At 69.5% G+C, this 13,372-nt stretch carries 12 protein-coding genes; 5 read left to right on the top strand and 7 right to left on the bottom strand.

The features are described from left to right. Positions 1-2,237: LuxR C-terminal-related transcriptional regulator (locus tag QMK34_RS44580; RefSeq protein WP_326420892.1), on the top strand; the 2,237-nt coding region annotated here is incomplete at its 5' end. A 194-nt stretch (positions 2,238-2,431) separates the two neighbouring features. Next, positions 2,432-2,635 (top strand): DUF397 domain-containing protein, encoded by a 204-nt coding sequence (locus tag QMK34_RS44575; RefSeq protein WP_326420891.1) that lies wholly within the window; start codon positions 2,432-2,434, stop codon positions 2,633-2,635. A gap of 9 nt (positions 2,636-2,644) precedes the next feature. Here the strand turns inward: QMK34_RS44575 and QMK34_RS44570 are convergent, their stop codons facing one another. The 7 genes from QMK34_RS44570 to QMK34_RS44540 form a co-directional block, all read right to left on the bottom strand. Beyond that, entirely contained in the window at positions 2,645-3,244 is a 600-nt protein-coding gene (locus QMK34_RS44570; protein WP_326420890.1) for a hypothetical protein, read from the bottom strand. A 113-nt stretch (positions 3,245-3,357) separates the two neighbouring features. Continuing rightward, the gene (locus tag QMK34_RS44565; protein ID WP_326420889.1) at positions 3,358-4,986 is read right to left on the bottom strand and encodes an alpha/beta hydrolase; all 1,629 of its coding nucleotides are present in this window, start codon (positions 4,984-4,986) and stop codon (positions 3,358-3,360) included. Between the two features lie 50 nt (positions 4,987-5,036). Further along, complete coding sequence (locus QMK34_RS44560) at positions 5,037-5,273, bottom strand: hypothetical protein (protein WP_326420888.1); 237 nt, start codon at positions 5,271-5,273, stop codon at positions 5,037-5,039. Between the two features lie 241 nt (positions 5,274-5,514). After that, the gene (locus QMK34_RS44555; RefSeq protein ID WP_326420887.1) at positions 5,515-6,348 is read right to left on the bottom strand and encodes a carbohydrate ABC transporter permease; all 834 of its coding nucleotides are present in this window, start codon (positions 6,346-6,348) and stop codon (positions 5,515-5,517) included. After that, positions 6,345-7,259 carry a carbohydrate ABC transporter permease gene (locus QMK34_RS44550; RefSeq protein ID WP_326420886.1) on the bottom strand — a complete coding sequence of 305 codons (915 nt, stop codon included), beginning with the start codon at positions 7,257-7,259 and terminating at the stop codon, positions 6,345-6,347. Before QMK34_RS44550 ends, QMK34_RS44555 begins: the two co-directional genes overlap by 4 nt. A gap of 8 nt (positions 7,260-7,267) precedes the next feature. Next, entirely contained in the window at positions 7,268-8,542 is a 1,275-nt protein-coding gene (locus QMK34_RS44545) for an extracellular solute-binding protein (protein WP_326420885.1), read from the bottom strand. 81 nt (positions 8,543-8,623) lie between these two features. Then, positions 8,624-9,217 (bottom strand): response regulator transcription factor, encoded by a 594-nt coding sequence (locus QMK34_RS44540; RefSeq protein WP_326420884.1) that lies wholly within the window; start codon positions 9,215-9,217, stop codon positions 8,624-8,626. Between the two features lie 168 nt (positions 9,218-9,385). Between QMK34_RS44540 and QMK34_RS44535 the strand changes: the two genes are divergently transcribed. From QMK34_RS44535 to QMK34_RS44525, 3 genes are all read left to right on the top strand, one after another. Next, the gene (locus tag QMK34_RS44535; RefSeq protein WP_326420883.1) at positions 9,386-10,570 is read left to right on the top strand and encodes a glycoside hydrolase family 3 N-terminal domain-containing protein; all 1,185 of its coding nucleotides are present in this window, start codon (positions 9,386-9,388) and stop codon (positions 10,568-10,570) included. 186 nt (positions 10,571-10,756) lie between these two features. Then, on the top strand, positions 10,757-11,698 hold the full coding sequence (locus tag QMK34_RS44530; RefSeq protein ID WP_442785356.1) for an alpha/beta hydrolase family esterase: 942 nt from the start codon (positions 10,757-10,759) through the stop codon (positions 11,696-11,698). 186 nt (positions 11,699-11,884) lie between these two features. Continuing rightward, positions 11,885-13,294 carry a class I adenylate-forming enzyme family protein gene (locus QMK34_RS44525; protein WP_326420882.1) on the top strand — a complete coding sequence of 470 codons (1,410 nt, stop codon included), beginning with the start codon at positions 11,885-11,887 and terminating at the stop codon, positions 13,292-13,294. The last annotated feature ends 78 nt before the right edge of the window (positions 13,295-13,372 follow it).

The raw sequence follows: 13,372 nt of genomic DNA, 5'->3' as shown, positions 1-13,372 counted from the left end.
CCGCCACCGCCCTGCGGCTCGAGAACCTGCTCGGCGCCGTGCCCGGCCCCGGGCTGCGTGAGCTCGCCGGTCGAGCCGCCGGGAATCCCTTGTACGTCAAGGAAATGGTCGATGTGCTGGTCCGGGGAGACGCGGTGCGGGTACACGGCGGCCAGGCCGACGTCGATGATCCCGCCGAGTACGACACCCCGCATTCACTGATCGCGGCGGTCGACCGGCGGCTGGACTTCCTGCCGGAAGACGCGCAGGAGGTGCTGCGCTGGGCGGCCTTGCTGGGGGTCGAATTCGCCGTCGGCGACGTCGCGGCAGTGCTCCAGCGGAGGCCGTCAGACCTGCTCGGGCCGATCGAGGAGTCCGTCGCGGCGAACGTGCTCATCGACGCGGGCACCCAGCTCGCGTTCCGGCATCCCATGCTGCGTCAGGCTTTGTACGACCGTATCCCGGCGGGGATGCGGACCGCGCTGCACCGGCAGGCCGCCGAGGCACTCGCCGGGATCGGCGCGCCGGTGAAGCGGGTGGCCGAGCAGCTGGTCGCCGCGCCGGCCGCGGCCGACCCGTGGGTGCTCGACTGGCTCACCGCGCAGCACGCCACCCTGGCCAACCGCGCGCCGCTGATCGCCGTCGAGCTTTTGGAACGCGCGCTGGCCGCGTGCACCGAGGACGACCCGCGGCGCGAACCGCTGCTCGTCGCGCTGGTCAAGGTGCTCTTCCGGCTGGAGCGTCAGCCGGAAGCCTTGGCGCGCCAAGCACTCGCGCTCGCGCAGGATCCGAACAACGCGGCCGAGATGCGGCACCTGCTGGCCGCGCTGCTGCACCGGGGCGGCGACACCGCGGCCGCCGTGGAGACGCTCGGCGAGGAATCCGAAGCCACGGACGTCCCCGAGATCTGGCGCGTCCGGCACCGGCACCTGCTGGCGAACTTCCGGCGTGGCGGGCTCGACGACCTCGACGCGGCGGAGACGGCCGCGACGAAGGCGCAGGGGCTCGCGGCCGGGGACGAGTATTTGACGGCGCACGCGCTGCAGACGTTGTGGCTGGTGAACTCCGTCCGGCGCGACCACGAGCAGGCGTTGCGCGACATCGACCAGGCCATCGAGGCCGTCGGCGACGAGCACGACCTCGCCGACCTGCACCTGGACCTGCTGGACAACCGGGTGTTCACGCTGCAGAACCTCGACCGGCTCACCGACGCGGACGAGACGCTGCGCACGGCGGGCGAGATCACCGCGCGGCACGGTATGCCGACCGGCCTGCAGGTTTCGGTCGCGGTGCAGCGTTACTGGGAAGGCCGCTGGGACGAGGCGCTGGTCGAGCTGGACACGGTCACCGAGGACGGCCCGGCGATCACGTTCTACGGCCTGCGCGAGCCGGGCGCGGCGGCCCTGCTGCTGCACGGCGTCGCGGCCCTGATCGCCGGGCGCCGCGACGAACGCGCCCAGGCCGCGGCGCATCTCGACGCCGCCGAGGAGTACGCGCCCGCGACCGGCGCGGAGCGGGAAAGCTTCGACTTCCTACTGGTGGCCCAGGCTCTCGCGGCCGAGCAGCGCGGCAGCCGCGAGGAAGCGCTGCGGGTGCTCGAGCCGATCCTGAACCCGACGTACGCGCAGATGATGCTGCGACACCAATGGCTGCCGATCTTCGTCCGGCTCGCCGTCGAAGCCGAAGACTTCGACCGCGCACGGCGGGCCTTGGCCGTCTGCGACGAGGAAGCGGCGAAGGAAACCTTGCCCGCCAGGGCATTCGCGGCGGCCGCGTGGTGCCGCGGGCTGATCGAGGACGATCCGCGACCGGTGCTGGCCACGGCCGAGCACTACCGCGCGGCCGGGCGTCGGCTGGAGCTGGCGTCGGCGCTGGAGGACGGGGCGGTGCTGCTGGCCAGGGCCGGGCACCTCGACGCGGCGCAGGCGGCGTTCGACGAGGCCGCCGAGCTCTACACCGAACTGGCGGCCCGATGGGACCTGCGGCGGGCCGAGTCGCGGCTGCGCAAACTCGGCATCCGGCGGGGCGCGGGTTTGCCAACGGCCAGGCCGGGCCACGGCTGGGACTCGCTGTCCCAGATCGAGCTGCGGATCGCGGCACTGGTCGCCGACGGCCGGTCCAACCCGGACATCGCCACCGAGCTCACCCTCCCCCGCCGCACGGTCCAGGCCCACGTCGCCCGCCTGCTCGGCAAACTCGAGACAACCTCCCGCGGCGACATCGCCGTGTTCATCGGCCAACGCGCCGCGGGCCACTGATCCGTAGACCAGCCGACCTCGCCGCGAGCGCGGTGGGCGGATCTCCCGGCGGTAAAGCGGTCCGATGACTGAGGTGCGCCATATCTCGACCGAGACCGGCCGCAAGAGCTGAAGACTTGCGAGATCACTCACTGAGTCTCGTCGATACTGTGCTGCGGGAACTGTGAGAACGCAACGAAAGGGGGCACGGAGCCATGTCCTCCGAGCCAACCCACCTCAGATGGCGAAAGTCGACCTTCAGCGGCGGTAACGGCGGGCAATGCGTCGAAGTCGCTGAGTCACCGGACGGCAGCCGTTTTGTCCGCGACACCAAGGACAAGTCCAAGGTGCCGCACTACTTCACTGCCCCGGAGTGGGCCGCATTCGTCCTAGGCGTCAAGGCGGGAGAGTTCGACTGATCGAGTCGGTCAGTAGAGCCCTTCGTCTGTCCAGTCGATCTGGTCGAAGCCCTCGGCCTCCTCTTCGGAGGGCCGGGGGCGCGGGCGGCGGGGCTTGATCGACTGAGTTGCGTCCGCGACGGGCCGTACCGCCGCCGGTGCGGGTACTTGGGATGCGATGGCGGTGCCGTCGCTTGAGGAGGCGTCTTCACCGGCAGCGACGGCTTCAGGTGTGCCGTTGGACCACACGCACGGGGATCCGGCGAGGAGGAAGATGCCGCCCACCGGGTTGGCCTTGAGCGTCATCTGAAAGCCGTCGGTGTTGTTCTCGACCCACAGGAACTCGTTGCGCGGGATATCGTCGAGGACGCGGAAATTGTTGGCCTGCCACCACGCCCGCATCGTGTCGAAGTAGGTCGGGACAAGTTCAGGGTGCAGGCCGATAAGCTGATAGCTGCGGTTTGCCACGACGCGGTTCTTCGGCCCCTTGTCGATCGGATCCGAACACTCCCCGCTCCGCTCCTGGAAGTTGAGCTTGAGTGTTGTTTCCGGCGGAAGCGCCTTGACCGCCCGGGCGACATAGTCGTCCACCCGCGTATTGGCTTCGTCGATCGTTATCGTCGGCTGCATCCCGGCACCACCACTCCCATTTCCGCAGGCACTGCCTGCCAGTACCCCCGCAAGCACCACCGCCGGGGCGACATTCCATATCCATCGTCGGCTCATCTACGTCCGGCTCCCCGTCAGCTCGTCGGCCGACCGGCAATGATCCGGCCCATGTTGTCCAAAGACTTCGACCTGTAGTTCCAGTACTCGCTGTGCGCTTCGGTGCTCAGCCCGAGCTGCCCGTCTGTGCCCGGGTCCGAGGTGAAGACCTGCCCACCAAATTGTGGCCTTGCCGGGTCCGGACCCAGCGCAATGTCTATGCTCTCGCTGCCGCTGTCGTCGGTTACCTCGATATTGGTCACCTTGATCATGTCGTGTTCGGCGACAGTCGAGTGCACGTGGCTGCCGATGTCGGCTTGGTCGACCCCGGTGAGATGCAGTTCGCTGGCGTTGTCGACGCCCACACCAGGACTGGCCACGAAGGCGAGTTCATCGGCGTTAAGACCGCCATCCCTGGCCGCGTATCCGACGACCGTGGTGCCATAGCTGTGCCCAAGAACCGTGTTGTGTGATGGCACGTCGCCCTGATGAGTGGCCCGCAGACCGTCTTGGAAACCGCCAAGTGCTGCTTTCCCACCGTCGGCATAGTCAGCACTGCCCGCGTCGACCAGGCCGTTCGGCGCGTCGTAGCCCAACCACGTCACTACGGCGGTCGACGGCGATCCCATTTCGGCCGCAGCTCCGACCATGCGGTCCGAGCGATTCATATCACCTTCGATCTTCGAGAGCTCACTGCCGGTTCCGGGCACGTAGGTCGCGACATTGGCTGCGGTATCCGGATTACCTGACGACACGACCGCTTTGCCATCAGCGCTGGTATCGAGGCTGATGAGGAACGCCTGTTGCACCCCGGGGCCTGGCTGATTCAAACGGTTCTCAATCGCGTGCAGGCCGTTGATCTTGGCGTTGACGGCGTCGAGTTTCTCCTTGCCCGGCCAGTCGAGCTGGGTACGGGAACGCGGGTCGTTCGGGTTGGTGCGGGCGATGTCGCTCGCTTCCGCTTTGAGCTTCTCGATCTCGCGGTTCAGCACCGCGCGGTTGGCCGAATCCCGGTCCACGACCGGGATGCCGTCGAGGTTGCGGACCAGGTCCGGGTTGTCCCGCAGGATCGCGCCCTTCGCGGTGTCGGACAGGCTGTCCCACCAGGCGTTGTTCTCGCCGGGGGTGCCGTGCTCCGGCGGCCCGATGATCGACAGGCCGCTCTGGCCCGCGCCCACCTCGGCCGCCTGGGCCAGGGTGCCGACGCCCTGCTCGGTGATCTCGCCGCGCATCGCGCGGGTCAGGATGCCCGCCAGGTCCGCGTCCACGTCGATCGCGCGCCGCACAATTTGTTCCACCCGATCGTGGATCTCCACCAAGGCCTTCGCTTGCCGTGCCGCGACGTCCGGCGGGAGCGGTGGCCCGGTGACCGGTGCGATGACGGCCGCGCCGTCGGTGCCCACCATCACGCCGTGCGCGTGCGCGAGGTCCTCGGTTTCGCGCACCATCGCGGTGAGGCGCTCGACGGCGAGCTGCACCTCGTGGGCGCCCCGGCGGACCGCCGACGCCTCGGCGACCTTCTGTTCCAGGGTGGAGATCAGCGAGTTTCCCCGCGAGGCCGCGGCCACCGCCGCGTCACCCAGCCAGCCGTCGAGCTTCGCGGCGGACTCCACGTCGTCGTTGAGGGCGATCAGGCGGTTGCAGCGGTCGTTGAGCGCGTCCGCCACCCCGCCGATCGCTCCCGCGTCCCAGCGCCGCACGTCTGCCCAGGTCACCATCAGACCGGCCGCCGTCCGCCGGGTGCGGCCGCTTCCCGCAGATCGTGCGCGGCCGCTTGCTCGTCGGTGCGGTATCGCTGCACGGCGGCGGCGAGCTGGGCCGAGTACTCGTCCATGTTCTTCACCCAGGTGGGCAGGTCACGGCCCCAGGTGTCGGCGAGCAGCCGCGCCGCCTCCACCGCGCTGCCACCCGGCACGCCCCGCGGCAGCCCTGCCAGGGTGCTCGCCAGATCCACCGGCCGAACCCCGTCGGCCGCCCGTTGTGAAGCCCGCGACGCTCTCTCGATCGCATCCAAGACAACCTCGTACCCGCCGCTCATCGCTCCCCTTCCCCGCAGCGTGACCGCCTGACCACACTATGACGCACCAAGCGACAATTTCGCTCCCGCTTCACCACAGTTGAGTACAACTACGCGGCTCGGCCCCTGAAACGGCAGCAAAGGTCCCTTGCTCCCGTTCCCGGACTCCGGGGAGGGCTCAGGTGAAGGTGCGCGCGCCGCCGCTGACCAGGTTGCGGACGAGGTAGCGGCCCAGCAGCAGGAACAGGGCGATCACCGGGAGGACGGCGACAGTCGCGCCGGTCAGCACCAGCGCGTAGTCCGTGTAGTACCCGCTGGCCAGCTGGGACAGCGCGACCTGGACGGTCGGGCTGTCGTTGTTCAGCACGATCAGGGGCCAGAAGAAGTCGTTCCAGGTGGTCATGAACGTCAGCATGGCGAGCACCGCGGCCTGCGGGCGGATCGACGGCACCGCGACGTGCCAGAACGTCCGCGCCAGTGAGCAGCCGTCGACCGTCGCCGCGTCGACCAGTTCGCCCGGCACCGCCTCCTCGCAGGCCTGCCGCATCCAGAACACGCTGAACGCGCCGATCAGGCCGGGCACGATCACCGCCTCCAGCCTGCCGTACCAGCCGAGGTCCCCGACCACGATGTACAGCGGGATCACGCCGAGCTGCGCCGGGACCATCGCACTGCCCACCACGAGCAGGAACAGCGAGTTGCGTCCGGGGAAACGCAACCGCGCGAACGCGAAGCCCGCGAGGCTCGACAAGACCACATTGGACACCATCACGGTGCCCGAGACGATCAGCGAATTCCCGATGGCCGACCAGAAATCCACGGTGTCGAACACCGCGCGCAGGTTCGCCAGCAGGTTGCCGCCGGGCAGCAGCACCGGGGACTTCTCCCCGATCGCCGAGTTGTCCCTTGTGGACACTACGAAAGACCAGTACAGCGGGAAAATCGACACGGCGAGCACGACGGCCAGCGCGCCGTACACGATCGGCCCCGGCCGGCGGCCGCTCACCGTCATCGGGTGTGCCCCACGAACCGCCGCACCAGCCGGAAGTTGACCAGCGCGAAAACCGCGCAGATCACGAACAGCACCCAGGCGATCGCGGCCGCGTAGCCCGCGTCGTAATGGCCGATCCCCTTCTCGTACAGGTACATCGTCAACGTCTGGAACTGCCGGTCGCTGCCGCCGGTGCCCGCGACGCCGGAGGTGTCGAACAGCTGCGGTTCGGCGAACAGCTGCAGTCCGCTGACCGTCGCCGTCACCACGGTGAAGACCAGTGTCGGCCGGATGCCCGGCACGGTGATCGACCAGAGCGTCCGCCACCGGGACGCGCCGTCGAGCTCGGCGGCCTCGTACCGCTCGTCCGGCACGGCCTGCATCGCCGAGAGGTAGATCAGCGCGTTGTACCCCGTCCAGCGCCACATCACCATCGACGCCACCGCGAGGTGCGAGGACCAGGTCGACGCCTGCCAGTCGACCGGATCGACACCGACCAGGCCCAGCGCCCAGTTGACCACCCCGTAGTCACGGCCGAACAGCTGACCGAACACGAGCCCGACAGCGGCCACCGAAACCACGTTCGGCAGCAGCACCCCGGTGCGCCACCAGGTCGCGCCGCGCAGCGGCCGGTTCAGCAGCGCCGCGATCCCGAGCGACGCGAGCATGCCGGGGATCGCGGCGAGCAGGAAGATCCCGACCGTGTTGACCAGTGCGTTGTAGAAATTGGGGTCGGCGAACAGTTTCGTGTAGTTCACCAGCCCGACGAACCCGCCGTCGCCGTTGATCAGCTGCCAGTCGCGCAGCGAGATCCACGCGGTATAGAGCAGCGGGAACAGGCCGAACACCAGGAAGATCAGGAAGAACGGCGCGACGAACAGGATGGGGGTCACCCGCCGGTCGGCGCGGGCGAGCCAGGGGCCACGCAGCACGCCCGGCCCTACTTGAGCACGCCGCGGGCCTGCTGCAACGCGTCGGGCCAGGCCACTTCGACGGTCTGCTTCTGCTGCTCGATCCGGCCCAGCGCGCGGCCGAACTCCGGCCGGACGTCGGCGTCACGCAGGCCGCGGTAGTTGGGCCGCAGCGTGTCCGCCGAAGCCGCGAACAGCTGCCCCACCGGGGCGTCGCTGAAGTACGGATCCGTCTTCGCGACGACCTGCGGATCCTTGTACACCGCGGGTTCGCTGGGCAGGATTCCGGCCGACAGGAAGAGTTTCTTCTGCTGCTCGGGCGCCGTCAGCCAGCGGGCCAGTTCGTACGCCTCCTTCGGGTGCTTGCCCTGCTTGGGCACGGTCAGGAACGACCCGCCCTGGTTGCCGCTCGCGCCGGGAATCGTGGTGACGTCCCATTTCCCGCTGTTCTCCGCGCCGCCCGCCTCCCGGATCTGCGTGAGCAGCCAGGCCGGGCAGGCGATGGTCGCGAACGAACCCTGTTTGATGGCCACGGTCCACGGCTGCGTGTACGGCGTGACGCCGGCCGTCTCGCCCTTCGCGCCGATACCCCCGGCGAGATAGAAAGCGTTGCGTACGTTGGGGTTCCGGTCGGCGATGAACGAATCGTCCACTTGGGAGAAGTAGTTCTCCGGTGCCTGGTTGAGCATCGCGGTGTAGATCGTGCCAGCCGAGTCGGCGAACTTGACGTCCGGCGTCGCCTTGGCGAACCGTTCCGCGACGTCCGCGTACGCCTGCCAGGTCGGCATCAGCTTGGCGAGCGCGGCGCGGTCGGCGGGCAGCCCGGCGGCGGCGATCAGGTCGCGGCGGTAACAGAGGGCGAGGCTGCCCATGTCGGTGCCGAGCCCGAGCACGTGGTCGCCGGACACGCCCTGTGCCCACTTCCACGGCGCCCACTGGTTCTGCAGGTCCTTCGCGCCGTAAGTGGCGAGGTCGACGAACTTGTCCAGCGACTGCCGATAGGTCGGCAGGTACTGCTCTTCGATGGCGACGACGTCCGCGGCACCACGGCCGGTGGCCAGCTGGGTGGCGAGGCCCTTGTGATGGGTGTCGAAGTCGGTGACCCTGCCCTTGACGTGAACGTTCGGATGGGCCTGCTCGTACTCGGCGAACAGCGGGCCGTACCCGAACTCGCCGAAGGTGGCGACGGTGAGGTCGACGTCCGCCGCGCTGGCGGCCGGGGCCGCACTGCTGCACCCCGAGACCACCAGGGACAACGCGGCGAGCACGACGAAGATCGAAACAGGCACACGGCTGACTGTCATGGTCATTCCCATCTACGTCACGGACCGCCCGAGCGAGATCATCCTCGCCTCCCGTGAACGCGCGCCAGCCGAGGGGTGCCCTCAGATGACTCCGGCGCGCAGCGCGTACGCGACCGCGTGGGGACGATTGCGCAGCTTGAGCCGGTTCGTCATGGCGTAGATGACGTTCTTCACGGTCCGCTCGGAGTAGCAGAGCTTGCCCGCGATCTCGGCGGTGTCCCAGCCCTCGGCCATCAGCCGGAGCACGTCGACCTCGCGGTCGGACAGCACCGTGGACTCGCCGTCGCACTTGACCCCCTCGGGCCTGCCGAGCAGGTCACGCAACGAGGTCTCCCGGCCCGATGCCGCGGCGGTGATGCTCTCTACCAGGCGATTCCCGGCGATGGCGGCCCGCGGCAGCACGGCGACGACGTGACAGTCGGCCAGCACCTGCAGGTCCTCGGCCTCGACCTGACCGGCGACCAGGACGATCGCGGCGGGGGTCTCGGCGGCGGCGGCCCTGAGCGCGGCCTGGACGTCCGGGGTCACCCTGTTGGTGGCGAAGACCAGGACCGCGGCTTCACTCCGTCGCTGACCCGGGAGCACCTGCACCTCGGGCCGCGCCTGGAGATGGTTGATGAGGCCGGCCAGCGCGATGGGGTCCGAAGCCCATGCCGCCACGCGCACCTGATCCATCGTTACCTCCTGGAGACGGTGAACACTGCTGTCGGAAGCAGTGTGCGGAGAGCGGCTTCACGAATTCTCTAGACGTCGTGAAGAGGTCTTCACGACGTGAAGAAAGGCCTGGTCTACCGTCAGGGCAGCAGGTACGAGAAGCACGGATGCGCCGACACGAAGGGCCTGATGAGCCGGCTAGCCCCCCGTACGCCATTGACCAGGCGGCTACTCGCCACCATAGCGCTCGGCGCGACGGCCGCGAGCGTGCTGGTCCAGTGCGACGCCGGACCGGTCGCGGCGCCGCCGTCACCGCCGGTAGCACCGCGGGCGGACAGCCAAACGTCCAGCGCGCCGCCGGTGACCAGGACCGATCCGGCCACCGCGTGTGACCGGGTCGTCAAGGGGATGACCGTGCGGCAGCAGCTCGCGCAACTGGTCGTCGTCGGGGTGGACGCCACGGACGCGCGCGACGCGATGAAGGTCGTGAGCGGCGAGCAGGTCGGCGGCATCTTCCTCGGCGGCAACAAGACGGGCCTGCTCGAGGGCGGCGCGCTCGACGGCGTCCAGCGGGCCGCGAGGATCCCGGTCTCGGTGGCGATCGACGAGGAGGGCGGCCGCGTCCAGCGCCTCGACGACCTCGACGGTTCGATCCCGAGCGCCCGTCAGATGGCCGCGACGATGAGCCCCCGGCAGGTCCGCGACCTCGCCGAGAAGCGCGGCAAGGCGATGCGGGCACGCGGGGTGACCGTCGACTACGCCCCCGACGCCGACGTCACCGAGCAGGCCGACGACGAGATCGTCGGCGACCGGTCCTTCAGCGCCGACCCCGAGAAGGTCCGCAGCTACGCGCTGGAGTTCGCCGCCGGGCTGCGCGCGGCCGGGGTCATGCCCGTGCTGAAGCACTTCCCCGGGCACGGCCACGGCACCGGCGACTCGCACAAGGGCGCGGTCCAGACGCCGCCGCTCGACCAGCTGCGCAAGCTCGACCTGCTGCCCTACCGCGACATCGGCGAGTACGGCGAGACCGGCGTGATGGTCGGGCACCTCGACGTCCCCGGCCTGACCGGCGGGCAGCCCGCGTCCCTGTCCGCGCCCGCGTACAAGCTGCTTCGCGAGGACTACGGCTTCACCGGCCCGGCGCTGACCGACGACCTCGGCGCGATGAAGGCGATCACGGCCGAGTACTCGCTGCCGGTCGCGGTGCTGAAGGCCCTTCAGGCAGGTGCGGACGAGGCCCTGTGGTCGTCCGGCGGACGGCTCGACGAGGTGCTGGATCGCCTGCAGCAAGCGTTTGCGTCCGGCGAACTTCCGGCGGCCCGCGTGCGAGACGCCCTCGAACGGGTGCTCACCTCGAAGCAGGCCTGCAAGTAGTCCCTGAAGGCCACTGTCTCTTCTCAGGCCCGTCGCCTCGTCGGCGACGGGCCTGAGGGCGTCTAGGTCCCTCATGGTGGCCTTCAGGGACAGTCAAATGCGTGAACTCAATGACCACAATGCAGACCGGACGGCTCCCAGCGGTGATGCTGGTCACCGCTGCGCTGGCCGGTCAAGGAGGATCGCGTGCTCGGACGCCGGAAACTCGCCCTCGCCCTGCTGCTGGGCGCCGCACTGACAGCCGGGCTGGGCAGCCCGGCCACCGCTGAGCCCGCCAAGGCCGTCGACCACCCGGTCCGGACCACGGGCTGCCACCGCTCCCCGCCGGTGACGCCGGGCGAGACGACCGGTGCGTCGGTGGTTTCGGGCGGCCTCACCCGCGAGTACACCGTGCACCTGCCCGCGCGGTACGACCCGGACCGGCCGTATCCGCTGGTCCTGTCGTTCCACGGCCACAAGCGCACCTCGGCCTACCAGGAAAAGCTGTCCGGTTTCTCCGCACTGGACACGATCGCCGTCTACCCGCAGGGCCTGGTCGGCACCGACGGCGAGACGGCCTGGACCGGCGCGCCCTACTCGGCGGCCGCCGACGACGTCCTGTTCACCAGCGACCTCCTGAACTCCCTGCAGCGCACGCTCTGTGTCGATCCCGCGCGCATCTTCGCGACGGGCAAGTCGAACGGCGGCGGCTTCACCGGTCTGCTGGCGTGCCGGCTCGCGAGCCGGATCGCCGCGTTCGCCCCGGTTTCCGGCGCGTTCTACCCGCAGGGCGGCGAATGCGACCCGTCACGTCCCGCGCCGATCCTCGACTTCCACGGCACGGCCGACACGACGATCCCGTACGCGGGCAACCCGGCCAAGGGCCTTCCGTCCATTCCGGACTGGCTCGCCGGATGGTCGAGTCGCGACGGCTGTTTCACCCGGCCACTGACGTACTCGCCGATCAAGGGTGTCGACGTCCAGCGCTGGTTCGGCTGCGACCGCCGGAGCACAGTGGAGCACTACCGGGTCGAGGGCGCCGGGCACGTCTGGCCCAGCACCCAGCCCAACGACGACTCCGCGACACCCACTGTCCTCGACGCGACACCGGTCATCTGGCGGTTCTTCCGGAGCCACCGGCTCGGCTGAGCAATCCCATTCAGTACAAATAGGACAGTTGCGATTGGACACTCCGGTAGTCCGCCAGCCTTGCGCGCGCGTCACGGGAGCTCGCTCAGATGAGCGCCAGCGTGGCCATCTCCTAGCCGCCGACGTCCGCGCAGTCCCGTGAGCCTCGGCTTCGGCAAAACGGCGAGCGCCAGCTAGGGTCCGTCTGTGAGCTTCTTCCTGACCCGGGTACTGGCCGCGCTGGAGGCGGGTAGCGAGGACGTCCTGTTCGTCCAGGACGGCACCGAAACCACGTACCACCAGGCCTTGCACCTCCTCCGCCGCCTGCACGCGGCACTGCCGGACGTCGATGGCGGCGTGGTCGCCATCGACGTCGCCAACCGCCCGGAAACCGTCCTTGTGCAACTGGCCGCGCAACTACGTGGCGCCACGGTCCTGCTCATCGCGGAGTCGGCGAGCCTGCCGGACAGGCTCGCCGCGGTGGCCGCGGCCGACGCCGCCGTGGTGGTGACCGACCAGGAGCAGGCGTGGCCCGTCGACGTCCTCCGGCTCGACGATCTCCTTACGTGTCGGCAAACCGAGCCACTCACGCTGCCCGCGTCGGTCACCGTGATCTTCCCGACCGGCGGCACCACCGGCACCCCGAAGCTGATCCGGCACAGTGGGATCTACGACGGCATGGCGCACATCTTCGCGCCGGATCCGGCGGGTCCCGGCCGCACCCTGCTGATCGCCCCGATGACGCACATGACCGGCAACGCCACCACCCTCGGCGCACTGCTGCGCCGGGACATCCTGTTACTGCAGCAGGGTTTCGCCCCCGGTGCGGTGCTGGCGGCCATCGAAAAGCACCGCGTCACCACGCTTTCGCTCACCCCGCCCCGGCTGGCCGCGGTGCTCGACCACCCCGCGATGGCCACGACCGACGTCAGCAGCGTCCGCTCACTCTCGCTCGGCGCGGCCCCGCTTCCACCACGACGGCTCGCCAAGGCGCTCGAAACCTTCGGCCCGGTGGTCGGTCAGGGTTACGGCCTCACCGAAGCGCCGATGATCGCCAGCATCTCCGCGGCCGAACTCGACGGGCACCCGGAGCGCCTCGAATCCGTCGGCCGGATCGTGCCCGGGATGGAGGCCCGCCTCGCCGACGGCGAGGTCCTGGTCCGCGGACTGTCCATGATGGATGGCTACCACGGCCAACCGCCGATCGCCGACGGCTGGCTGCCCACCGGCGACGTCGGCCGGTTCGACGACGAGGGCTACCTGTTCCTGCTGGACCGGGTGAACGACGTGATCATCACCGGCGAGCACGGCACGAAGGTCTACTCGACCGTGGTCGAAAACGCGCTCACCACGCACCCGCTCATCCGCGCGGCCACCGTCTTCGCCGTCCCGGGCGCGGGCGGCGAGGGCGAGCGCCTGCACGCGGTGATCGTGCCCACCGGCGCACTATCCACTGAGGACGTTCGCACGCACGTGCGCGAGCTCCTCGGCCGGGAGCACTTCGTCCCGTCCGGAGTGGACTTCGCCGACGCGCTCCCCCTCACGCCGATCGGCAAGGTCGACAAACGAGCGCTACGCGCGCCGTTCTGGTCCGGCCACCACCGGGGCATCGCCTGACCCAAGAGCCAGCTGCCCCTGAAGGCCACCATGACGGCGTTTAACGCCGTCATGGTGGCCTTCAGGGGCAGTAAGCGG

This window comes from Amycolatopsis sp. H20-H5, assembly GCF_035828755.1.
In the GTDB taxonomy this organism is placed as follows: Bacteria; Actinomycetota; Actinomycetes; order Mycobacteriales; family Pseudonocardiaceae; genus Amycolatopsis.
Note: the sequence above shows the minus strand (reverse complement) of the source record. Positions and strands in the feature narration are given on the sequence as shown.

Coding starts and splice junctions, on each gene's coding strand:
- QMK34_RS44575 (WP_326420891.1), top strand. CDS start 2,432: ATGTCCTCCGAGCCAACCCACCTCAGATGGCGAAAGTCGACCTTCAGC.
- QMK34_RS44570 (WP_326420890.1), bottom strand. CDS start 3,244: ATGCAGCCGACGATAACGATCGACGAAGCCAATACGCGGGTGGACGAC.
- QMK34_RS44555 (WP_326420887.1), bottom strand. CDS start 6,348: ATGACGGTGAGCGGCCGCCGGCCGGGGCCGATCGTGTACGGCGCGCTG.
- QMK34_RS44545 (WP_326420885.1), bottom strand. CDS start 8,542: ATGACAGTCAGCCGTGTGCCTGTTTCGATCTTCGTCGTGCTCGCCGCG.
- QMK34_RS44540 (WP_326420884.1), bottom strand. CDS start 9,217: ATGGATCAGGTGCGCGTGGCGGCATGGGCTTCGGACCCCATCGCGCTG.
- QMK34_RS44535 (WP_326420883.1), top strand. CDS start 9,386: ATGAGCCGGCTAGCCCCCCGTACGCCATTGACCAGGCGGCTACTCGCC.